This is a genomic window from Paraburkholderia sp. UCT31 (assembly GCF_014397655.1).
Lineage (GTDB): Bacteria > Pseudomonadota > Gammaproteobacteria > Burkholderiales > Burkholderiaceae > Paraburkholderia > Paraburkholderia tuberum.
Genome location: NZ_VZQP01000007.1, coordinates 197,255 through 220,032, shown reverse-complemented (window position 1 = coordinate 220,032; position 22,778 = coordinate 197,255). Strand labels below are relative to the sequence as shown.

22 protein-coding genes are annotated in these 22,778 nt (G+C 64.8%); 6 read left to right on the top strand and 16 right to left on the bottom strand.

Annotated elements, in window-relative coordinates; translation table 11 throughout:
- Positions 1-5: 5 nt before the first annotated feature.
- From F6X40_RS08030 to F6X40_RS08020, 3 genes are all read right to left on the bottom strand, one after another.
- Positions 6-1,391, bottom strand: coding sequence for an undecaprenyl-phosphate glucose phosphotransferase (locus tag F6X40_RS08030; RefSeq protein WP_187627375.1), 1,386 nt, complete (start codon positions 1,389-1,391; stop codon positions 6-8).
- 55 nt (positions 1,392-1,446) lie between these two features.
- A complete protein-coding gene (locus F6X40_RS08025) occupies positions 1,447-3,048 on the bottom strand; it encodes a sugar phosphate nucleotidyltransferase (RefSeq protein ID WP_187627374.1) in 1,602 nt (533 codons plus the stop codon).
- Between the two features lie 90 nt (positions 3,049-3,138).
- Positions 3,139-4,134 (bottom strand): helix-turn-helix domain-containing protein, encoded by a 996-nt coding sequence (locus F6X40_RS08020; RefSeq protein WP_187627388.1) that lies wholly within the window; start codon positions 4,132-4,134, stop codon positions 3,139-3,141.
- Positions 4,135-5,010: 876 nt separating this feature from the next.
- Here F6X40_RS08020 and F6X40_RS08015 point away from each other — a divergent pair.
- Positions 5,011-5,160 (top strand): hypothetical protein, encoded by a 150-nt coding sequence (locus F6X40_RS08015; RefSeq protein ID WP_176109418.1) that lies wholly within the window; start codon positions 5,011-5,013, stop codon positions 5,158-5,160.
- On the opposite strand, the gene F6X40_RS08010 is transcribed toward F6X40_RS08015, so the two are convergent.
- From F6X40_RS08010 to F6X40_RS07970, 9 genes are all read right to left on the bottom strand, one after another.
- Positions 5,161-6,663, bottom strand: coding sequence for an MFS transporter (locus F6X40_RS08010; protein WP_184065059.1), 1,503 nt, complete (start codon positions 6,661-6,663; stop codon positions 5,161-5,163).
- A 61-nt stretch (positions 6,664-6,724) separates the two neighbouring features.
- On the bottom strand, positions 6,725-7,972 hold the full coding sequence (locus tag F6X40_RS08005) for a CaiB/BaiF CoA transferase family protein (RefSeq protein WP_187627373.1): 1,248 nt from the start codon (positions 7,970-7,972) through the stop codon (positions 6,725-6,727).
- A complete protein-coding gene (locus F6X40_RS08000; protein ID WP_187627372.1) occupies positions 7,969-8,985 on the bottom strand; it encodes a hydroxymethylglutaryl-CoA lyase in 1,017 nt (338 codons plus the stop codon). The genes F6X40_RS08005 and F6X40_RS08000 overlap by 4 nt, the downstream gene beginning before the upstream one ends.
- Positions 8,986-9,230: 245 nt before the next feature.
- A complete protein-coding gene (locus tag F6X40_RS07995) occupies positions 9,231-10,124 on the bottom strand; it encodes a LysR family transcriptional regulator (RefSeq protein WP_187627371.1) in 894 nt (297 codons plus the stop codon).
- Between the two features lie 262 nt (positions 10,125-10,386).
- Positions 10,387-10,806, bottom strand: a complete 420-nt coding sequence (locus tag F6X40_RS07990; protein WP_187627370.1) for a hypothetical protein — start codon at positions 10,804-10,806, stop codon at positions 10,387-10,389.
- Positions 10,807-10,885: 79 nt separating this feature from the next.
- Positions 10,886-11,368, bottom strand: a complete 483-nt coding sequence (locus F6X40_RS07985) for a hypothetical protein (RefSeq protein ID WP_187627369.1) — start codon at positions 11,366-11,368, stop codon at positions 10,886-10,888.
- Positions 11,369-12,319, bottom strand: coding sequence for a 3D domain-containing protein (locus tag F6X40_RS41825; RefSeq protein WP_221307963.1), 951 nt, complete (start codon positions 12,317-12,319; stop codon positions 11,369-11,371).
- 2 nt (positions 12,320-12,321) lie between these two features.
- Entirely contained in the window at positions 12,322-12,798 is a 477-nt protein-coding gene (locus F6X40_RS07975; RefSeq protein WP_187627368.1) for a hypothetical protein, read from the bottom strand.
- Positions 12,799-12,841: 43 nt separating this feature from the next.
- On the bottom strand, positions 12,842-13,027 hold the full coding sequence (locus F6X40_RS07970) for a hypothetical protein (protein ID WP_187627367.1): 186 nt from the start codon (positions 13,025-13,027) through the stop codon (positions 12,842-12,844).
- Between the two features lie 121 nt (positions 13,028-13,148).
- Here F6X40_RS07970 and F6X40_RS07965 point away from each other — a divergent pair, with 121 nt between their 5' ends.
- Together F6X40_RS07965 and F6X40_RS07960 are read left to right on the top strand one after the other, a co-directional pair.
- The gene (locus F6X40_RS07965) at positions 13,149-13,802 is read left to right on the top strand and encodes a LysE family translocator (protein WP_187627366.1); all 654 of its coding nucleotides are present in this window, start codon (positions 13,149-13,151) and stop codon (positions 13,800-13,802) included.
- Between the two features lie 251 nt (positions 13,803-14,053).
- Entirely contained in the window at positions 14,054-14,842 is a 789-nt protein-coding gene (locus F6X40_RS07960; protein ID WP_090803240.1) for a sulfite exporter TauE/SafE family protein, read from the top strand.
- A 41-nt stretch (positions 14,843-14,883) separates the two neighbouring features.
- On the opposite strand, the gene F6X40_RS07955 is transcribed toward F6X40_RS07960, so the two are convergent.
- Together F6X40_RS07955 and F6X40_RS07950 are read right to left on the bottom strand one after the other, a co-directional pair.
- Positions 14,884-15,132 carry a hypothetical protein gene (locus F6X40_RS07955; RefSeq protein ID WP_184041125.1) on the bottom strand — a complete coding sequence of 83 codons (249 nt, stop codon included), beginning with the start codon at positions 15,130-15,132 and terminating at the stop codon, positions 14,884-14,886.
- A 343-nt stretch (positions 15,133-15,475) separates the two neighbouring features.
- Positions 15,476-15,820, bottom strand: a complete 345-nt coding sequence (locus tag F6X40_RS07950; protein WP_187627365.1) for a BON domain-containing protein — start codon at positions 15,818-15,820, stop codon at positions 15,476-15,478.
- Positions 15,821-16,384: 564 nt separating this feature from the next.
- On the opposite strand from F6X40_RS07950, the gene F6X40_RS07945 reads away from it, so the two are divergent.
- The 3 genes from F6X40_RS07945 (at position 16,385) to F6X40_RS07935 (ending at position 19,757) form a co-directional block, all read left to right on the top strand.
- Complete coding sequence (locus F6X40_RS07945; RefSeq protein ID WP_187627364.1) at positions 16,385-17,788, top strand: TAXI family TRAP transporter solute-binding subunit; 1,404 nt, start codon at positions 16,385-16,387, stop codon at positions 17,786-17,788.
- Positions 17,789-17,949: 161 nt separating this feature from the next.
- Positions 17,950-18,606: a 2-hydroxychromene-2-carboxylate isomerase gene (locus F6X40_RS07940; protein ID WP_184074231.1), complete on the top strand. Its 657-nt coding sequence runs from the start codon at positions 17,950-17,952 to the stop codon at positions 18,604-18,606.
- A 200-nt stretch (positions 18,607-18,806) separates the two neighbouring features.
- Positions 18,807-19,757, top strand: coding sequence for a LysR family transcriptional regulator (locus tag F6X40_RS07935; protein ID WP_187627363.1), 951 nt, complete (start codon positions 18,807-18,809; stop codon positions 19,755-19,757).
- Here the strand turns inward: F6X40_RS07935 and xdhC are convergent.
- Positions 19,754-20,344 (bottom strand): xanthine dehydrogenase accessory protein XdhC, encoded by a 591-nt coding sequence (gene xdhC / locus F6X40_RS07930; RefSeq protein WP_187627362.1) that lies wholly within the window; start codon positions 20,342-20,344, stop codon positions 19,754-19,756. The genes F6X40_RS07935 and xdhC overlap by 4 nt on opposite strands.
- 31 nt (positions 20,345-20,375) lie before the next feature.
- On the bottom strand, positions 20,376-22,745 hold the full coding sequence (xdhB, locus tag F6X40_RS07925) for a xanthine dehydrogenase molybdopterin binding subunit (RefSeq protein ID WP_187627361.1): 2,370 nt from the start codon (positions 22,743-22,745) through the stop codon (positions 20,376-20,378).
- Between the last annotated feature and the right edge of the window lie 33 nt (positions 22,746-22,778).

Below are 22,778 nucleotides of genomic sequence, written 5' to 3'. Positions count from 1 at the left end.
ACTTTCTAGTAAGCGTTTCGATGCACCAGTCCGGCGACAATCGTCGCGCCGATGATCCGCATGTCGAGTGCGAACGACCAGTGTCCCAGGTAGTACAGGTCATGTTCGACGCGACGCTCCATCTTCTCGATGCGGTCGGTTTCGCCACGGAAGCCGTTGATTTGCGCCCAGCCCGTGATTCCCGGTTTGATCCGGTAGCGATTGATATAGCCCGCGACCACCTTCTGATAGAGGTCGTCGTGCTCGAGCGCATGGGGACGCGGCCCTACGACCGACATGTCGCCACGCAACACGTTGAAAAATTGCGGCAGCTCGTCGAGGCTCGTGCGGCGCAGAAACGCGCCCACTTTCGTCACGCGCTTGTCGTTGCGCGTCGCCTGGCTCAAAGTGCCCTTCGCTTCGGTATGCACGCGCATCGAGCGGAACTTGTAGATCGTGAACACTCGGCCGTCCGCGCCCTTGCGCTTCTGTCTGAACAGCACCGGTCCGCGCGAGGACAGCTTGACCGTGATCGCGATGCCAAGCAGCAGCGGCGCGAGGGCAACGATCGCCGCCGCGGCGAACAGCCGGTCGAAGATTTCCTTTTTCAGCATCGCGTTGGCCGACAGCGGCGAGGCGACCAGATTGATCGCCGGCACGCCGAGCAGATCGACCACGCCACTGCCTTCGAATAGCGCATGGCTGCGCACGTCCGGCATGAAGCGGATATTCACGAGGTCGTCGCGGAACTCGTCGATCAGCGCGCAGATCAGCGGCTCCTCGGACAGCGACAGCATCAGCCATAGCTCGTGCACGTCGTTGGTGCGGATGTAGTCGGCCAGCAGATCGACGCGATCGAACACCGGCACGCGCGGATTCGTTATGCCGGTGTCGTCCGGGCGCGTGTTGTAGACGGCGGTCGCGCGAAAGCCCGCGGTCGGCGCCGACTCGATGCGGCGCAGGAGCGCATCGCACTGCGAACCGCTGCCGACGATCGCCACCTGATGCAGGTTCATGCCCGCGCCGCGCGCACGCGCGAGCACCGCGTGCGCGATCACCCGATTCGCGATCAGCAGGCCACCCGTCGTCGCGGTCCAGTACGAGAACCACAGCCGCGACACGATATCGATGCGATGCAGCGAGTACATCAGCACGAGCGCGCAGGCCTGCACGATCAGCCACGCGAGCGACACCTGACCGGCGAGCCCGAGCTTCGAGCGGCCGCGCCATGATTCGTAGACGCCGAACGCGGGGAAGATCGCGAGCGCGAACGCAGCCGAAAACATCACCAGCGCCCAGTAGAAACCCGACTGGCCGAGATAATCAAAGCGGATCCGCGACGCCACGGTCGCACCCGCCAATACCAGAGCGACATCGAAAATCCGCGCGAGCAGATCCTGAAACTTGCGCATTTTACTTACCTCGTTCTGCCGTTCCTGTACGCAAAAAGGGGCGTGCATGGGCTGCCTACGGGCAGCGGCCGTAGTTGTCGTCAAACCTCACGATGTCGTCTTCGCCGAGATAGGTACCCGACTGGATTTCGATGATTTCGAGCGGCACCCTGCCGGGGTTTTCAAGCCGGTGACGCGTGCCGAGCGGAATGTAGGTCGATTCGTTTTCGCTGAGCAGGAACTGCTCTTCGCCGCGCGTGACGAGCGCGGTGCCGCGCACGACCACCCAATGCTCAGCGCGATGATGATGGAGTTGCAGCGACAGCTTTGCGCCGGGCGTCACGACGATGCGCTTGACCTGGAAGCGCTCGCCGCGATCGATCGAGTCGTAGAAGCCCCACGGGCGCCGCACCTTGCGATGCGCGTCGGCCTCCGGCGCGTGCTGCGCCTTGATGCGCGACACGAGCCCCTTGACGTCCTGCACATGCGAGCGATCCACCACGAGCACCGCGTCCGCGGTCTCGACCACGACGACGTTCGCGGTGCCGACGCACGCGACGAGCCGCCCTTCCGAATGCGCATAGCAGGACACCGCGCCTTCGAACGCCACGCGGCCGCGCCCGGCGTTGCCGTTCGGGTCCTTCTCCATCGCGGCCCATACCGCGTCCCATGAGCCGAGGTCGGACCAGCCGGCTTCGAGCGGGATCACGACGCCGGGCGGAATGACCGTGGCTCGACTTTGAGCTTGCATATCGTTCTGTGCCGCGCCTTGCGCTTCGACGTTGCTCGCGCTGTCGTCTTGCGCCGGCGGCGGTTCGGTCAAACGCTCCATCACCGCGTAGTCGATCGAATCGGCGGGCACGTCGAGGAACGCGTCGTGCGATGGCCGGAATACGTCGCCGTCCTGCTTGCCGCTCGCGAACGCGGTTGCGCACGGCGCATGCATGTCGGGCCGCAGCGCCGCGAGCGTGTCGAGCCACACGCGCGCACGCACGACGAAGATGCCGCTATTCCACCAGTAGGTGCCGGCCGCCAGGTATTGCCTCGCGATTTCCTCGGCGGGCTTCTCGACGAAACCGTCGATCGCGTGGCCGCCAGCGGCCAATGCCGCGCCGATCCGGATATAGCCGAAGCCGGTGTCGGGGCGCGTCGGCGGCACACCGAGCGTCGCAATCGCGCCCTCGCTCGCGTGGTGCGCCGCGCACGCTAGCGCGCGCTGCAGGGCAGGCAGGTCCGCGATCGCGTGGTCGGCCGGCATCACGATCAGGATCGCGTCGTCGCCGGCCGCGCACGCGAGCGATGCCGCGAGCGTCAGCGCGGGCGCCGTATCGCGGCGCGCGGGCTCGACGATCAGACGCGCGTCGACGCCGTTTTCATGCAACTGTTCGGCGATCACGAAGCGATGCTCCTCGCCGCACACGACGATCGGCGAAGCGTCGACGCTCCAGCCCGCCGGGAAGCCCTCGAGGCGCCGCGCGGTCGCCTGCAGCAGCGAGTCGGAGCCGACCACGTCGATCAGCTGCTTCGGAAAGTTTTCGCGCGACACCGGCCAAAGCCGCGTGCCCGAGCCGCCCGCGAGAATGACCGGGACGATGTGTGCGCAGCGCGCGCCAGCAACCCCGGCGCTTGCGCCGTTCGGCTCGACGGATCGGGCGCTCACACCTGCCTGCGTCAACATATCGGGAATCCTTTTCGATCTGCAAGGTACGACGAACAACGGACCGGTCCCCGCCTGTCACGCGCGGTTACCGGGCTGGCTCCGTCGGTGCTACTCGCCTGCCATGCGGCGGCTTTGAATCCTGAACTCGGTCGGCGAAATCCTCATCCGCTTGCGAAACACTTTCGCGAGCCGGTCGCCGTTGCCCATCCCGGTGCGCCGGGCGATCTTGTCGACCGGCAATTCCGATTCGGTCAACAGGCTGCACGTCACCGCGAGGCGCTCGTGCAACAGGAAACTCGACGGCGTGATACCCATTTCCATCTTGAAGCGGCGCAGAAAGTTGCGCTCGCTCATCGCCGCGAACTGCGCGGCATCCGCAATCGAAATTGACTGCTGGCAGTTTTCCTGCAGCCAGCGCGCCGCCGCGCGAACCTTGGCGCCGGGACTCATGCCGCCGTCCTCGCCGAGCAGCGGCGCGAGGTTCGTGCACGAGTCGGACAGCAGCCGCTCGGCAGCCGAGCGCGCGGTCGCGTTGCCCAGATCGCGCTTGATCATCGCGAGCGCGCTGCGCATCGATTCCAGCCGGTCGCTAAGGTCGACGACGCCCTGCTCCGCCGAGCCCGCGCCATTTCTGGCCAAGGCCGGCTGGTGCGGGTCGCTCTCTTCCTTGTCCTCGGGCAGGGCCGCCGCGTCGAGCACCGCGCGCCCTTCGGCGATCGGCCGGATCATCGCGGTGTTGCGACGCACGCGCCGCAGCCATCCAAGCAGACGCTCATCGCGCGCCGCCGCCGCCGCGCCCTTGCCGCCCGCCACATAGAGCGCGTCGAAGCCGCCGTAATGGCGCGCGTCGAGTCCGTCGGTCCAGACGCGCAAACCCGACGACGAAATCACCATGCCGCCGCCGGCGGACAAGAACGACACGTCGTACAGCCACGCGCCCGAACCGGAGGTGGCGAGTTCGTTGGCAGCCTGGAACACCTCGGCGATCACGCCCGCCCCTTGCAGCGAGCAGTCGTTGAACAACAGAATCGCGACACGACGCACGCCCTTGTTCGGAGCGTGCACCCAGCGCAGCATTGCAGACTCCAGACTCGCGCAGGTCATAGTCATCCTCTCGACAGAAAACGATCTACTACACCTTTTACGATCACGCACAATGCGAACTCCGCGCAGTGCATCATAGCGACGGCCTCCGGCGCTCTGCCGTCATGTCCGAAAGTGCAGACATATTGGCACTATGAATACGTGATCGGCCAGTGCAATTCGGCACAATACCGAAACGACCGTCTTTTCACTGAATTAATCGTCTAACCGCATATGGTTGAATATGCACTCGCAAATCTTAATGCAATTTGAAAAATGAATGCGTACGCCAGCGCACACTGCGCGGCTACTCGAAAAGCGGCGTGTCTCCGGCTTATGTACCCACCGAAGCGTATTTTAAAAGAGTTTTTTTGCCGAGATCGGCTATTGATGAGTGGAACACCCCCGCCCCTACCAAGCGGGCCCGGCTCCATCGACAACGTCCCCTGAGGATCCGCGCAAGCGCCGCGCAACCGACCCTTGCGCCGTCCAATGCAAGCACTCAACGCGCCAGAAAAGATTATTTAATTCATTTTTACTGATGGCGGGAATATAAACGTGGCGATTAACGTTTCAAACCTGAAACACGGATATCGGACGACTTTAGCGCCCCCGCAATAGGTGGGCCAATGGCGGAATAAGTCGGGTGCGAGCGGGTGCATTTCCGCCAACCGATTGCGGAAATGGACTACGAGGTTTCCGCAAGGGGGATCGAGGACAGCAAACGAAGTCCGCCATCCCTACGCAACGACTGTGACACCCGGGCAAAACGCGCCGCGTAATGGCACGACGCGACGATAGTTCGGCGTCGCCTGACAGGTTTACGGCGGGCAAGCGCACATAGAAGTGGTTCTGAACGGGTTACGATGCCCCCGACAAACGCGCTGGACCGCACACATGAACGGCATTTCATGGATCACGCTGATACTTGCCACGATGATCGGCGGGTTCCTGTTCGCAATGATCGGCGTGGTGCTGCTCGCGCTGCTGCTCGGCAACGTATCGGACCGGCTGTCGAGCAACGACGAGACTCGCCAGGACTCCTAGCTACTTCGAAAGATCCTCGAGCGCGACATCGCGCGTCTTCGGTCCCAGCGTACCGATCGCGACCATGACGATCGCCATTGCCCCCGAGATGAACACGAACACGCCGTTCACGCCGAAGCGGCCGAGGCAGGCGGCGATCACGAACGCCGAGAACATCGCCGAAATCCGGCTCCACGAGTAGACGAAGCCGACCGCGCGCGCGCGGATGCCGGTCGGAAACAGTTCGGCCTGGTACGCGTGATAGCTGTATGAAATGATGTTGCCCGCGAGCACGAGGCACACGCCGAGACTCACGAGCAGCACCGTCTCGCGCGCCTGGCTGAACGCGAGTCCGCACACGACGTTGACCGCCGCCATGCAGACGATGACGGTCTTGCGCTCGAAGCGATCGGCGATCAGCAGCCCCAGCAACGGCCCGAGCGGCGCCGCGATCGCGATGATGCTCGCGTACATCAGACTCGTCGTCACCGTGATGCCCTGCTTCATCAGCAGCGTCGGAATCCAGTTCGCGAAGCCGTAGTAGCCCATCGTCTGGAACACGTGAAAGATGATCAGCATCAGCGTGCGCCTGCGATACGGCGGCACCAGCAGATCACGAAACGCGGCCCGCGCGCGCACCGGTTCGGGCAGCGCGGGCTCGGGCAACGGCAGGCCGCATTGGCGCCGATACTCGCGCGCGACGCGTGCTTCGAGACGCGTCATCACCGCGTCGGCTTCGTCGAGGCGGCCTTTTTGCGCGAGCCAGCGCGGGCTCTCCGGCAAGCCGCGGCGAATCCACCACACCACGATCGCGCCAATCGCGCCGATCAGCACGACCACACGCCAGCCGTCGAGACCGAACAGGCGTTGCGGCACCAGCAGATACGACAGGAACGCGACGATCGGCACCGCGCAGAAGCCGACCGCCTGCGAGCACGCCGAAGCGCGCCCGCGAATGTGCTTCGGCACGAGTTCGGAAATATACGTGCCGATCGTGACGATCTCGACGCCGATGCCGATCCCCGCGATAAAGCGCCAGCAGTTCAATCCGAGCGCCGTATGCTGGAAAGCCATCACGACGTTGGCCGCCGTGTACCACAGCAGCGACCAGGTGAAGATCGCGCGCCGGCCGAAGCGGTCGGCGAGAAAGCCGCACGCCGCCGTGCCGATGAACAGGCCCGCGAACAGCGCGGCGATGAAACTCGCGACGCCGCTCGTGCCGAACAGGCCGCGCGTCGTGGCCGTCAGCAGGCCGCTGTGCACGAGTCCCGGCGCGATATAGCCGGAGTACATCAGGTCGTAGAGTTCGAAGAACATGCCGAAGCTCAGCAGCATCACGAGCTGCCAGATCGTGCGGGTCGCGGGTAGCCGGTCGAGCCGCGCGGAAATGCGCGCGCCGTCGAGCGCGATCGCGCCGGCGCGGTCCGAGCCTGCTGCATCTGCGCCCGCGTCCGTGGGTGAGCCGTCGAGCGCGCCGGCATCGCCGAGCGCCGTTGAGTACATCGCCTGATTCGACGATTTCATCGTCTGTCTCCAGAATTATTGGTCTATTGCCCGCTGCAGCGGGTCAAGCGCGGCACGACGCTCACGCAGCCGCGCGCGGCGCCCGCGATTGCACGCCACCGCCGAACTCCGCGATCCGCGCGTCGTCGAACCCGAGTTCGCGCAGCACCTCGACGGTGTGCTCGCCGATCTTCGCGATCGGCCGACGCGGCCCGAGACGCGCACCGTCGAGCGAAATCGGCAGCAACGGCATCGCGGTTTCGCTGCCGTCGTCGAGCGTCAGCGGCACCAGGCCGCCGCTCGCGTTCAGGTGCGGATCGTCGAACAACTCCTCGGGCTTCGTGATGGACGCGAACGGAATGTGATTGCGCTCGAACAGCGGCACGAGCGTCGCGCCGTCGAGACGGCTCAGGCTTTCGCCGAGCGTCTGCAGCAGCCAGCCGCGCGCGAGCACGCGGTCGTTGTTGGTCGCGAGGCGCGCATCGGCGAGCAGATCGTCGCGTTCGAGAATCGCGCACAGCGCGCGCCACTGCGCGTCGCCGGTCGCGGCGATGAACATCTGCTCGCCGTGCGCGAGCGTAAACACGTCGTAGACGGCCCAGGCGCTGATGCGCTCGGGCATCGGCGCGGCGGCCACGCCGGTCGCCGCGAACTGCTGCATGTGCTGCGCCGAGAGCAGCACGCAGTTCTCGAACAGCGCGCTCTGCACCTCCTTGCCGCAGCCGCTCGCGTGCCGTTCGTGCAGCGCCGCCAGCACGCCGATCGCGCCGAACATGCCGCCCATGATGTCGTTGACCGAGCTGCCCGCGCGTAGCGGACGGCCCACCGGACCGGTCATGTACGCGAGGCCCGCCATCATCTGCACGACTTCGTCGAGCGCCAGACGATGTTCGTACGGACCATTGAGAAAGCCCTTGTGGGACACGTAAATCAGCCGCGGATTGCGCTCGCGCAGCGTCGCGTAATCGAGGCCGAGACTCGCCATGCGGCCGGGTTTGAAGTTTTCGATGAAGACGTCGGCGCTATCGACGAGTTGCTTCAGCGCGGCGAGACCGGCTTCACTGTCGAGATCGAGCGCGACGCTCTTCTTGTTGCGATTGAAGGTGCGGAAAAAGCCCGCGCCGGTGCCGAGCAGCCGGCGCGTGCTGTCGCCGCGCGGCGGCTCGACCTTGATCACTTCGGCGCCGAGGTCGCCGAGAATCATGCCGCAGGTCGGACCCATCACCATATGCGACAACTCGATCACGCGGATGCCCGCGAGCGGCAAGGTACCCGGCTGCGGCGAGGACGTCGACGACGAAGCTGAAGTAGCGGAGGAAAGCGGAGTCATTGCGGCACCTGCGGAACGGAAGAATGGGGACAACGCAAAGATTCGGCGTAGCTGGCGGAGTCGCGCGCGACCGCTTGCGCGTGCGCGAACTGTTTCGGCAATCCCGCTCGCGCGAGATAGCCGTACAGCGGCTCGCCCGGCAGCGCTTGCGCCAGCACCGCGCGCGATGCGAGTAGCCGCGCGATGTCGATACCGGTGTCGTAGCCCATGCTGTGGAGCATGAACACGAGGTCTTCGGTATTGACGTTGCCGGTTGCGCCCGGCGCATGCGGACAGCCGCCGAGACCAGCCAGCGACGCATCGAACTCGCGGATCCCGTGCTGCAGCGCGACCAGCGTGTTGGCGAGCCCGAGGCCGCGCGTGTCGTGGAAATGCAGCGAGCGCAGCCTGTCGCCCGCGACGTCCCGCACCAGCTCGATGACCTCGCCGACCTGACGCGGCGTCGCTTCGCCGGTCGTATCGCCGAGCGCGATCACGTCGGCGCCGGCCTGCACCGCGGCGCGCGCGATCGCGGCGATATCCGCGTACGGCACGGCGCCCTGCAGCGTGCAGCCGAACACCGTCGACAAACCGGCGATCAACTCGGCGCGGCGCCCACCTGCCGGGGACGCGCCATCGATCAGCTCGCGCATCGCGGCGAACGCGTCGATCATCTCGGCGGGCGTCTTGCGCACGTTCGCGACGCTATGCGCGGCGCTCACCGAAATCGGCGCGACGATGCGCTCTACGCCAGCCTCGAGCGCGTGCTGCGCGCCCTTCAGGTTCGGCACGAGCGCGCTCACGCTGAGATCGTCGAAGCTACGGGCGTGGGCGACTACCTCGGCGGCGTCCGCCATTTGCGGCAGCAGCTTCGCCGGCACGAACGACACGACCTCCATGTGGCGCACGCCGGCCGCGTAGGCGGCGTCGATCCAGCGCCGCTTGTCGTCGGTGGACATGATGCGGGCAATGCTTTGCAGACCGTCGCGCAGACCGACCTCGGTCACGACGACGCGCTCGCGGGTTTCATTCATTGGTTGGAATCCTGGTCGTGGACGCGGGCTTCAGAGGCCCGTTGGATGGAAGTGATGCGCTGACTGGGTCACAGCGTGCCCGCGTGACGACGCGCGGCAAAGTCTGCTTTGACGAAGCACACCATCGCCGCTCGCGATGGCCGCTCAGGCCGATGGGGCGGGCTTTGGCGCTCGCCTGGGTGAAATGCCTAGGGGTTTGTCTGGGGAGGTGGCGAAGGCGTGGGTGACGAGGTGCGTCGCCCGTCTTATCTGGCGCTCAGCAGATGCTCGAGCAATCGCGCGGCCGCCAGCGTCAACGCCGCGCGATCGCGCATGCAGATCACGAAGCGCCGCGCGGCCCAAGCCTCGCGCAACGGCACGGCGACGATGCCGTACTCGTCGGCCGCATGGCGCGACAGCGCCTCGCGCGGCAGGATCGCGACCGCGAGACCCGCCTGGATGAAGCGATAGGCGGCGTCGAACGTCGATACATAGGTGCGGTAATTCAACTCGCTGCCCTTCTCCAGCGCGATGCGCTGCATCAGCGCATTGACCGACGCATTCGATGCGAGCCCCAGATGATCGAACCCGAGCGTCTGCTCGAAGCCGATCTGCGTCTCGCCCGCGAGCGGATGCGCGCGCGGCACGATCAGCGCGAGATGGTCGGCGCGATACGGCAGCGTGTCGAGACTGCCGAGCGGCACCGTGTCGCGGCAGATGCCCAGATCGGCGACGCCCTCTTCGAGTCCGCGCACGATGTCCGCGCTGACGCGCTCCTCGACGTCGACGCGAATCGCCGGATTCGCCTGCAGAAACGCCGACAACGCCTTGGGCAAAAACTCCACCATCGACGACACGTTCGCCAGCACGCGCACATGCCCACGCGCGCCGGCCGCGTACTCGCTGAGCTCGGCCTGCAGGCGTTCGTGGCCGCGCATGATGAGCCGCGCGTGGCGCAACAGCGCTTCGCCGGCGGCGGTGGCGCGCACGCCGCGCTGGCTGCGCGACAGCAACGCGACATCGACGAGCGCTTCGAGATCGGCGAGCCGCTTGCTGACCGCCGACGGCGCGATGAACTCACGCTCGGCCGCGCGCGCGATCGTGCCTTCCTCGCACACGGCGATGAACAAGCGCAGCGTCACCTGATCGATTTGCCACATCGGCGCAGCGGATTCGTGGATTGGGGGTGGGGGAATTATGGGTCATCGTTGAAAGCCGCGGAGGGGTTTCTGGCACTTGCGTAATCTGGCACCTGGATTCTGGGGAGTTGGGAGGAAATTGCTGGATCGTCCAACTGAAGGAGGTGCTCGCGGCCACGCATCAACGAAGCACACCTTCGGTGCGTTCACGCTTCCCACGCTTGACGCTCGAACGGAAAGCCCCGTAAAGCGAGGCGATTATTGCAGCCGTACCGTTCGGAAGCTATTGGGCTTCGGGTGGCTCGACTCCGATAGACTCCAGCGTTTCCGTAATTGAGGTGGTTTCGCGTAGATCGCTGCCGGTTATTTGCCGACGGTGGCTATCAAAAAACTCCGTCTTAGTATCGATTACAAGAGTAATAGGAGTGCCGCCATGCGGACTATGCCAGATAGCCTGGAACCTGTATGGCCCCATTCGCGCGCCGCCCATATGGGGCATTGTCGGACTATCTATTCGGACTCCCCATCCCGTATCTGCAACCGAAAACGATTGCAATATAAATTCCTTGAATTGCGGGCGATCCTTCAGCATTGGCACGATATTATCGTTGAAGCTAACCGCCCCTTCTGCGTAGGCAGTCGGCACAAGCAACGTACAGAACAACCAGGCGCTGAGTGCCTGTGCTAAACGTTGTTTATCCATAACCCTATTGCTCAATGGTGGCGCCGGTTTGCGTGACCCGACTGCGTGGAGCCACGCCTGAACGAGGCAGCATCGCGCGCTATCTGCCGCGTTGGCCATTCTTTTCCGAGCACGTCTGTGGCTCGATACTGTGCTTTAGTCCACCGGGGACAGATTCCGGCTGGTCTTTTTCCGGCGGCTCTATCGTCACACTCTCGATGTATTCTTGAATGCGAATCGCCTTTTTCAAATCGCCTCCCACCTTCTTCCCGCGCGCGTCGATAAAATCAGTGTGCGTATTTATAGTGAGAATCACTGGCTTTACACCGGAATTCCCGTGCCAATTTGCCCACATTGAGTAAGGCCCGATTCTATCCCCTCCTAGAGCCTTCGATTGAATGTCGCCGATTCGCGTCCCCATTGGATCGCCGACGATATCGAAGTTACAAAGCACGAGCTCTCTCAAAACGGAGTTTTTATTCAATAGCGGAATGATTGTCGAATCAAAATCGACCGATCCCGTCCCATCTAGCGCGAAAGAGACAAATGGAAAAAACAACAGGAGAGGAAAAGCTTTTTTCATTTAATAACCCAGGAATTTGACACGGGCGTTCTGGAGATCCCCTCCGGATGCTTGCCATGCGCGCGTCGCCGCGCTTCCGGGACCACTGAAGTGGTCGATATGTGCGCCGCGAATGCCACCGCCCGTATCATCGGCAGACCGCTCGCCGACTATTCGCCTACCGTCGCAAGAGGCAATATAAACCCGCGAACGCCCGGGAATAACGGTAGGATCAATAGCTATCGAACGATTCGCCACTACATCAGCAAACCGACCATGTGCGGCGTCAGTTTCACTCAGGCGCGCTTGTGCAGGCTTGTTAAGGATATCCGGATTTCCGGCTGCATTTTTATGCCATCCGTTGCCGCCACCATTCCACCGGACGAAACGATGATCCAACGTCTCGCCTGTTCCCTGCATTGGTACGCCGGTTGCACCATATAGGAAGTCTTGCCGATGGCTTCCAGACACGCCAAGCGCCTGAACCATTGGGCCGTGCGCATCACGTTCGTCTGCAATGATGTAATGCGTAACCTGAAAGCCAGCTTCGTACCATGCTTCTTTCAGCTTTATCCGCAGAGGAACCGCCGTTATATCCTCGTCGGCGACCGCAAGTGTCAAGTCTCCTGATTCGCGCGATTCGAGAATAACCGTCGCGCAACCGTCTAAATCGGTTGGGCCCGAGACCTGTACTGTGTCGTTCGGACGGCTACTGCTGATAGATATGGTGCGACCGAAAACAGAATTTCGTCGACGACTTTTCACTATGACTTTGATAGCCAGACGGTACAGAATCCTTCCGCGCATCACACGCGAGGATGAGGGAATGATAGGCAACTTGTCGCCGTAACTGTTGTCTGGAATATTCCACGACAACAGGTTCGCTGCAATCCGAACTTCAACGCACGAGTCCGGGTTTGTGTTCGTACACGCGGTGTCGTGAACCGTTAGCCAATCCGGACTTTCCGGCATTCCTATTTCTCCAATTGAAGTTTGAGGCTTGCTGTTCCGCGAGTAACTACGCGCACAGTGTGTCCGCTCTGGCTTGTGGTTCCCGCTATCACCCGTTTACCGTCAACAACAATTCTGTAACGCACGTTGGCGAGGGGTTGGCCATCGCTTTTTTTGAGCACGTAATACTCGTCGTGAGTGCGAATTTTCGACGTCAGCGCTGAGGCTGCCGTGCGACCGCGGCAATCGCACGCCCATGCATAACCCAGGGCGTCGGCCATTTCGTAACCGTTCGAATACGACCGAAGCCTATCCTGCGGAAACCATTCGCCAGTTTCGACGTTCATCGCCATTGCAGACGGCATTGGCGGGAAGTTTGAGTATATTGAATAGGTGACACGACAAACTTGACACTCTTCCTCGCCCGCGGCACCTGCCTGTTTCTGCTGTCCCATTTGACCTATTTTGATTTTCCAGAAAACACTCGGCGAATTAAGCATCTAAACGGGAGCACGGTCAATGATTTTAATTTGAGACAAAACTTCATTGACAGATATTAACGATTGCTCTGGCCATCTCATTTTTAGGCGATTTTTTCCCGATATCACGGCCAAACAAAAAAGCGGCATTGAGCGGCATTTTTGTTTTTCTGACAAAAAAGCCGTTGTAAGCGAGCGGGGCGATGTTAGCTTTCATCGCCATGCTGGCCGATCCGCTGAAGCGAGTCATCGCGCGTCGAGTCTCACCCATCCCCGCCCTTGCCCGCAATTTCCGGTCTGGCTATGCTGGCGGGTGCGCCGGCTGCCCGCAGGCGACCGCCCCAACCAGAACAACGCTCGAGAACCCGCCCATGTCCACCACCAGTCTGTTTTTCACGGCCGCCGGCGTCGGCCTCGCGATCGCCGCGCCGGTCGGCCCGATGGGCATGCTGTGCATCCGCCGAACGCTGAGCGGCGGTCCGCGCGCGGGACTCGCGATCGGCTTCGGCATCGCCAGCGGCGACGCGGCCTACGGGCTGATCGCGGCGCTCGGCCTCGTCGGCATTTCGCAGTTCATGCTCGCGTACGACCGCCCGCTGCATCTGCTCGCGGGCCTGTTCCTGCTGTATCTCGGCGTGCGCGCGCTGCTGCAGAAGCCGCCCGCTGAAACCGCCGACGGCAATGGCAATGGCAATGGCAACGGCAAGCTCGCGCAGATCGGCCGCGCCGGCGCGCTGCGTGCGTACGCGAGCGCGCTGCTGTTAACGCTGACCAATCCGCAGACCGTCATCATGTTCGCGGCGCTATTCACGACGCTCGCGCCACGCGGCGCGTTCTCGCCGGCCATCGCGCTGACGACGGTCGGCGGTGTGTTCGCCGGCTCGATCGCGTGGTGGTGCTGTCTGGTGACCATGGTGTCGCTCGCGCGTCATGCGATCGGCAGCAGGCTACGCATCGCGATCGATCGCGTGGTCGGCTTCACGCTCGCGGCGTTCGGCGTCGTCGAAATCCGCCGCGCGCTCTGAGCGGCACCTCACACGCCACGCGGCACATCAGCGCCGTACACGCCGAACGCAGCCCGCTGCCAGCCGCGACGCGCTCCCCCTGAACAAGTGGCGCACGCCGGCGCGGCAGTTTTGCGACAATAGCGCCTTTCGCCGCTGAGGCGCCGGCCGACGCGGCCGTGCAGCGCACCGCACGCCGCCGCACCCACCCGGCGCGTCCGCCGGCCTTGCCGCCCCAACCCTTCACCCGCGCTGCGTCAGCTGTCCGTTCAATGGCTCTACCCCACATCGATCTGCTGTACTCCGTCTCCGGCCTGTTCGTCGGCTTTCTGGTCGGGCTGACGGGCGTCGGCGGCGGCTCGCTGATGACGCCGATCCTCGTCCTGCTGTTCAAGGTGCACCCTGCCACCGCGGTCGGCACCGACCTGCTGTACGCGGCCGCCACCAAGGCGACCGGCACGCTGGTGCATGGGCTGAAGGGCTCGGTCGACTGGCAGGTCACGCTGCGCCTCGCGGCCGGCAGCGTGCCCGCGGCGACCGTCACGCTGATCCTGCTGCATCGCTATGGAATGGATACGCCTGGCGCGGGCCGGCTGATCCAGGTCGTGCTCGGCGCGGCGCTGCTGATTACCGCGATCGCGCTGGTGTTCCGTCCGCAGCTCGCGGCGCTCGGCGCGCGCAAGCAACGCGCGCCGAGCCAGGCACGCACGCTCGCGCTGACCATGCTGACCGGCGCGACCCTCGGCGTGCTGGTGTCGTTGACGTCGGTGGGCGCGGGTGCGATTGGCGTGACGGTGTTGATGCTGCTGTATCCGATGCTGCCGACGACGCGCATCGTCGGCTCCGACATCGCGCACGCGGTGCCGCTGACCTTGCTCGCGGGCGCCGGACATTGGCTGCTCGGCTCGATCGACTGGTCGATGCTGCTGTCGCTGCTGGTGGGATCGCTGCCCGGCATCGCGATCGGCAGCTATCTGGCCTCGCGCGCGCCGGACGCGCTGCTGCGCAATCTGCTCGCCGCGACGCTGACGCTGGTCGGCGTGCGGCTGGTGTTGTCGTGAGGCGCTGAAGACGCGTCAAGCGCGCACACCGCAACCCGTGTCTATTTGAAAAACCGGCAGGTCAGATCCGCCTCGAACTGCCTGACCCACTGACCGTGGCGGTCGTAATACGACTGTGACCAGCTGCCGCGCCGCACGGTGACGACCCGCTCGTGCGCCGGCTCACCGGGTGCCGCGCTCGCGCTGATGTCGAAATGCGCGGGCGCGAAACCGTGTCGCGCGCACACCAGTTCGAATGCCGCGCGATCGCCGATCGGCAGATCGATATAGCGAAACAGCGTGGTTTCCATGACCTTGGCTCCCCCTTCCCTCTTGGTCACAGTACGCCTCGCGATGCGTCGGTAATGTGTCGCAGCGCACGAATCCGCGACGGCCGCGCCTCCATCAGGACCTGTGCGTGCGGCAAGCCGCATTGCTGCGGTCCCGCAAATCTCGCGAGTGCCACGCCATAAAACCGGCGGCGAAAAAAAGCTCCGGCGAACATGCCGGAGCCTCCAGGTTGATAGACCTCGCGACGCGATGCAAGCGCGGCGTCAAACCGTCTACGCGACGCCGGTGACGGCGCCCATGCACCAAGCCGCTGCGCACCACCGCGCGACGCGGGCCTTGCGGCGCCGCGCGCACGCGTACCGCTTACTGCTGCACCACTTTGAGCTTGTTCGACACTGACGTTACGCCGTCGACACCCTTGGCGGCTTCGCCGGCCGCATCGATCTGTCCCTCGGTCGGCACCGAGCCGGTCAGCGTCACTGCGCCGCCGCGCGCGCGCACGGCGATGTGCGACACGTCGAGACCCTGGGTCTTCGTCAGCGCGTGGCGCACCTTACGGCCAAGTTCGTGATTCGCTGCCTTGCCGGCCTTGACGGCGGCTGCCGCCGACGCCGTATCGGTTGCCGGAGCGTTTTGGGCGTACACGTTGCACGCCACCACTATCGCCACAACCGGACCCAGTGCTTTCAGAAAACCGACCGTCTTCATAGCTCTCTTCTCCTTGGTTTCACATTGGACCGCATGAACAAGCGGCATCGTTACGACTACGGGCGGCCGTCATCGCGCGAACGCGCGCGTGAGCGACGGCCATCAACGGCTGTGACACGATGTGCAAGAGGCGAGAGAGGCTGAATACCAGCAACCGGCAAACCGCGACGTCCGCCGACGCACCCGGTTCTTGTCCGTCTTGCCGGGGTCGCGCCGCAAACGTTGGATCGCGGTAGCGATGCACAATTTAATCTAGCCGGCACAGAAGCGCAAAGGATTTAGCGCGCGGCGTGGCGCGCCGACAGCGGGTGCGTCATGCGTGCCGGATAGAAGCAGACACGCTCCGTGGTCACGCAAGAATTTGCACGGGCATCATGCCAGCGCTCATGCCGGCGTTCACCGCGGTGCTCACCATTTGTTACGCGTTTGTCGGCGTGACGGGCGGCTACGCGTTTCGCGGCCGCGCCAATCTCAGGTACCATCGGCGCGACGCGTGCTGGCGCGCGCCGCCCAAGCCGCCTTCGCGCATTCGAGCCCGATCGACCGCCGCTTTCAGATGATCCGATGAAGCCTGACACCGGCCGCACCCGCCCTACCCATCTCGTCGCCCGTTTTGTCGCGATCTCGTGGCGCGACCTGGCGGTCTCGTTCGGCCCGCTCGTGCTGCTCGTGATCGTCGCAATCTGGGCCGCCGTGCGGCTGATCCAACCCGCCCCGCCGAATACGCTGACGATTAGCGCCGGTCCCGTCGGCAGCACCTTCTGGATCGCCGCGCAGAAGTACAAGACGATCCTTGCGCGCAATCGCATTACGCTGAACGTGCTGGCCTCGCAGGGCTCGCAGGAAAATCTGAAGCGGCTGTTGGACCCGAACGCGGACGTCGACGTCGGCTTCGTGCAGAGCGGCATCGCGCCCGCCGGGCTCGACAAGGACAAAAGCCTGATGTCGCTCGGCAGCGTCGCTTACGTGCCGCTCGCGATCTTCTACCGCGGCGCCCCCGTCGACTGGCTGTCCGGGTTCAAGGGCGAACGCCTCGCGATCGGCCCCGAGGGCAGCGGCACGCGCGAGCTCGCGCTCGCGCTGCTGAAGGCCAACGGCATCGTGCCGGGCGGTCCGACCCAATTGCTGCCGCTAACGGGCGACGCCGCCGCCGACGCGCTGATCGACGGCACCATCGACGCGACCTTCCTCGCGGGCGACTCGGCGCAGCCGGCCGTGATGGGCAAGCTCTACCGCACGCAGAACGTGCGCTTCTACGATTTTTCGCAGGCCGACGCGTACACGCGCCGCTTTCCGTACCTGACGCAGCTGAAGGTGCCGATGGGCGCCTTCGACCTCGGCAAGAACCTGCCGGCGAACTCGATCAGCATCGTCGCGCCGACCGCCGAGCTGATCGCGCGCGATTCGCTGCATCCGGCGCTGTCCGATCTGCTGATCGAAGCCGCGCGCGAGGTGCATGGCGGCGCGACGACGATGCAGCGCGCCGGCGAATTCCCCGCCCCGCTCGCGCACGACTTCCCGCTTTCCGACGACGCCGCGCGCTACTACAAGTCGGGCAAGAGCTTCCTGTACCGAACGCTGCCGTTCTGGATCGCGAGTCTCGCGGACCGCCTGCTGGTGATCGTCGTGCCGCTGATCGTGCTGCTGGTGCCGGCGCTGCGCATCGTGCCCGGGTTGTACGCGTGGCGCGTCAAATCGCGCATCTATCGCTGGTACGGCGCGCTGATCGCGATCGAGCGCAGCGCGCTCGGCGAACATTCGTCGGCCGAACGCGCGTCGCTGATCGAGCAGCTCGACGCGATCGAAGACTCGGTCAACGGCATGAAGATGCCGCTCGCGTACGCGGACCAGTTCTACGTGCTGCGCGAGCACATCGGCTTCGTGCGGCGGCGGCTCACGGAAAGCCGCGACACGCGGGGCGAGCTGGACGAGGCCGACGAGCAGGCGGCCGAAAAAGTCAAAGGCTGAGCGCCCCTGACGACACCGCCGGAACCTACGCCCACCTGCCGCCACCAGGGGATATCGACCGGTGCAAGCCGGGACCGCACCGCGTAAGATCGCTACAATTTTGATCAGATAACGGACGCGCCCTCCGCGTCGTCCGACACCATGCAATCCGGGAGAAATTTATGACCGTTGGCATCGACGCCCAACAGCGGCAGTGGTTTTACGATTTCGTCTCGCCGTTCACCTACCTGCTGCTCGAGCAATACGACAAATGGCCCGGCTTCGACTTCGCGTTCACGCCGGTCGTGCTGAACGATCTGTATCGCCACTGGAGCCAGCGCTCCGCGTACAGCGTGCCCGCCAAGCGCACCTTCATGTACCGGCACGCGCTGTTTCGCGCGGAGCAGCTCGGTATCCCGTACAAAATGCCGCCCGCCCATCCGTTCGATTCGATGAAGCCGCTGCTGCTCGCGACCGCCGCGAACGGCGACGTGCAATTCGTGCGCGAGATTTTCCGCTTCATCTGGCGCGAGGGGCGCGATCCGTCGAGCGACGAAGCGTTCGCCGAGCTGTGCGAGCGCGTCGGCAAGCCGGACGGCCCGGAACTGATCCAGGACGAAGCCGTGAAGGCGCAATTGCAGCGCAATACCGCCGATGCGGTCGAACTCGGCGTCTATGGCGTGCCGACGTTTCGTCTGAACGATCAGCTGTTCTGGGGCGAGGACGCGCTGCCGATGGTGCTGTACTGCGCGCGCACGCCGAACTGGCTCGAATCGCGCGAGGTGAAGCGGATCAGTTCGCTGCCGTGGGGGCTGCCGGACAAACCAACACCGGCATGACACCGCGGTCGCTGCGGGCCGCGCCCTGGTTGCGGCTTCGGCCCGAACGAATCGATGCCGGCAGGCGTCGCGCTGATGCCGGCCATACCGTGCCCGCTATGCCGCCGAAGCGCAAACGCGCCTAAGGTTAAGCTTTCGCACCCCACGCGCGCGCCGCGCGGCGAGCTCATCGGCAGCGCCCGCGCCACCACGCTTCGATCATGGACGACACCGCCGCCTCACTCGATATCTGGCTCGTGCGCGTGCTGCGCACGCTGCTCGTCGAGCGCAGCGTCACGCAGACCGCGTTGCGGCTGAACCAGACCCAGCCCGCGATCAGCACCGCGCTGCGCAAGCTGCGCGAAACGCTCGGCGATCCGATTCTGGTGCGCGGCAAGTCGGGCATGGTGCCGACCGAATACGGCGAGTCGCTGCTCGCGGCCGCGCAGCGCGTGTTGCGCGATGTCGATTTCGTCGCGACGCCGCATGGCGATTTCGACCCGGGCCGCTCGCGCCGCACTTTTCGCGTCGCCGCGCCCGACTATCTGAACGACTTCTTCATGCCGACCGTGATCGCGCGGTTTCGCGAAGCGGCGCCGCATGCGCGGCTCGAAATCGAATCGCTGGGGCCGCGGCTCGATCATTCGGCCGCGCTCGACGCCGGCGAACTCGATCTGGTGATCGGCAACTGGCCGAAGCCCGATCCGCGCTTCGAGCGCAGCGACCTGTTCGCCGATACCGTCGTGTGCATGATGCGCGCGGACCATCCGCTGACACACGAGCCGCTCACCCGCGAAGCCTATCTGGCCGCGCCGCATCTCGCGCCGACACCCTACAGCGGCGCGCGCGGCGGCGCGATCGATACCGGCTTCGCGCGGGCGAAGGCGAGCCGGCGCATCGTCGCGACGCTGCCCTACTTCGGGCTCGTCGCGCAAACGCTACTGCAATCGGATCTGATCTTCACGACGACGCGGCGTTTCGCGATGCACTACGCGAGCATGTTGCCGCTCGCGGTCGTCGACGTGCCGATCGCATTTCCGCGCATCCGCTGCTATCAGTTGTGGCATCCGCAGCCGGATCGGCCGAGCGATATCGGCTGGCTGAGGACATTGATGTCCGAGGTGTCGGGTGAGCTGGTCGCGCGCAAGCCCCCGTTGCGCCGTATGGCCTAAACCGTGATCTGCTTCGTTGCGCGGACGTGGTTCGCGGCCTGCCCCAACGCATGAACCGTCGCGGCCTGCCGTGTCCTCAGTCGCAGCAGTTGCGCGCATACCGCAATCGCGATCGCGGCGGGCGCCTTGTCGACGATCCCTTCGACGCCGATCGGGCAGGTCATCTGCGCGAGCCGCTCCAACTCCACGCCTCGTTCGAGCAGTCGCCGCTCGAACTTCACGCGCTTCGTGTTCGAGCCGATCATGCCGAAGTAGCTGAAATCACGCCGTCGCATGATGCGCGAGGCCAGCGAAAAATCGAGCGCATGGTTGTGCGTCATCACCAGAAACCACGCGCCGGGCGGCGCCGCATCGACGATCGCCTCGGGCGTGTCGGTCGCTTCGACCTGCACGTTGGGCGGCGTTTCGTCGGGGAACAGCTCGTCGCGTTCGTCGACCCACTGGACCACGCACGGCAGGCTGCCAAGCAGATGCGCGAGCGCATGGCCGACGTGTCCCGCGCCGAACAGCACGATGTGCATCGGCGCCGGCCGCGGTGCAAGCTCGGACCCGGTCCCGCCCGGACAATAATTCAGGCGTGCTTGCATATTGCGCTCCCAACTCGTTTGCCAGTCGCCATCACGCCTGCCGCGCGGCCGCCGTCGCGGCCCGCACCGCGCCGACCGCTTTCAGGATTTCCTCGCTGGTCGCGGGCGCATTGAGCGGCGGATTGACCTGATGGCCGCCGACCGCCGACACCGCGTCGCGCACCGCGAAGAACACCGAGAACGGCAGCAGCAGCGGCGGCTCGCCGGTCGCCTTCGAACGATGGATGCTGTCTTCCGCGTTGCGGTTCCTGAACAGCCTGACATTAAAAACCGGCGGCACGTCGTTGACGGTCGGGATCTTGTACGTCGAAGGCGCGTGCGTCATCAGCTTGCCGCCGGCGTCCCACCACAGCTCCTCGGTGGTGAGCCAGCCCATGCCCTGAATGAACGCGCCTTCCACCTGGCCGACGTCGAGCGCCGGATTCAGCGAGGCGCCGACGTCGTGCAGCGCATCGGCGCGCAGCACGCGCATTTCGCCGGTCAGCGTGTCGATCACGACTTCCGATACCGCCGCGCCATACGAGTAGTAGTAGAACGGCCGTCCTTGCAGCTTCGACTGATCCCAGTAGAGCTTCGGTGTCGCATAGAAGCCGTCGGACCACAACTGGATGCGCGCGAGATAAGCCTTCGCGACCACTTCCTCGAACCGCACGGCGAGCTCGCCGACCATCACGCGATCATGCGCGAAGCGCACGTCTCGCGGATTCACGCTGCCCGCGCCGAAGCGCTCGGCCGCGAACGCGGCGAGCCGCTCGCGCAACTGGCGCGCGGCGTCCTGCGCGGCTTTGCCGTTCAGGTCGGACCCGGTCGACGCGGCCGTCGCAGACGTATTGGCGACCTTGCTGGTATCGGTCGCGGTCACCCGAATCCGGTTGAAGCCGACGCCGAGTTCATGCGCGACGACCTGCGCGACCTTCGTGTTCAGCCCCTGGCCCATTTCGGTGCCGCCGTGGTTCACGAGCACCGAGCCGTCGGTGTAGATATGCACGAGCGCGCCGGCCTGGTTGAAGTGCGTGACGTTGAACGCGATGCCGAACTTGACCGGCGTGAGTGCCAGGCCCTTCTTCAGGATCTCGCTGTTCGCGTTGAATGCGTCGATCTCCTTGCGGCGCGCGCGATAGTCGCTGGTCGCTTCGAGTTCGTCGATCAGCTCGTGAATCACGTTGTCTTCGACCACCTGGCCGTACGGCGTCTGGTTGCGCTCGGTCTTGCCGTAGAGATTGCGGCGGCGCACGTCGAGCGCATCGATGCCGCACGAGCGCGCGACGTTGTCGAGGATGTACTCGATCGCGAACGCGCCCTGCGGGCCGCCGAAGCCGCGAAACGCCGTGTTCGACTGCGTGTTGGTCTTGCCGCAGAAGCCGTCGATCGAGACGTCCGACAGCCAGTACGCGTTGTCGAAGTGGCACAGCGCGCGCGTCATCACCGGGCCCGACAGGTCGGCGGAAAAGCCGCAGCGCGAGGTCATGTCGACCGCGACGCCTTCGATCACGCCCTCTGCGTCGTAGCCGACTTCGTACGTGTAGTGGAAATCGTGGCGCTTGCCGGTCACCATCATGTCGTCGTCGCGATCCGGGCGCAGCTTGACCGGGCACAGCAGCTTCCACGCGGCGAGCGCGGCGCAGCACGCGAACAGCGCCGACTGCGATTCCTTGCCGCCGAAACCGCCACCCATGCGCCGGCATTCGATCAATACGTTATGCGATGCAACGCCCAACGTGTGCGCGACGAGGTGCTGCATTTCGGTCGGATGCTGGGTCGAGCAGTAGACGTGCATGCCGTCGTCGTCCTTCGGCACCGCGTACGAGATCTGCCCTTCCAGATAGAACTGCTCCTGGCCGCCGAGCCACATCTCACCGGCCTCGCGATGCGCGGCACGCGCGATCTTCGTGCCGGCGTCGCCGCGCGCGAGCTTCATCGGCGGCAGCACGAACTGGTTCGCGGCGCGCGCCTGCTGCGCGCTCAGCACCGCCGGCAGTTCCTCGTAGACCACCTCGGCGCGCCGTGCGCCGAGACGCGCCGCCTCGTGCGACGTCGCGACCACGATCAGCATCGGCTGGCCGACGTATTGCACGACGCCGTCGGCGAGGATCGGATCGTCGCCATGAATGATCGGGCCGACGTCGTTGACGCCGGGGATGTCGTCGGCGGTGAAGACCGCGACGACGCCGGGCGTCGCGCGCACCTTGTCGAGCGCGATCGAGACGATCTTCGCGTGCGCCTTCGACGACAGCCCCAGCGCCGCGTGCAGCGTGCCGGCCAGCTCGGGAATGTCGTCGGTGTAGGTCGCGCGGCCGCTTACGTGCAGATGCGCGGACTCGTGCGGACGCGACACGTGCACCTGGGTGAAGTCGTCGAGTTCCTGAACCTCTTTCAGGAACGGTTCGGCTTGCTGGTTCATGGTTGTGTTCTCCGTATCCTTGAACGCGCGGCG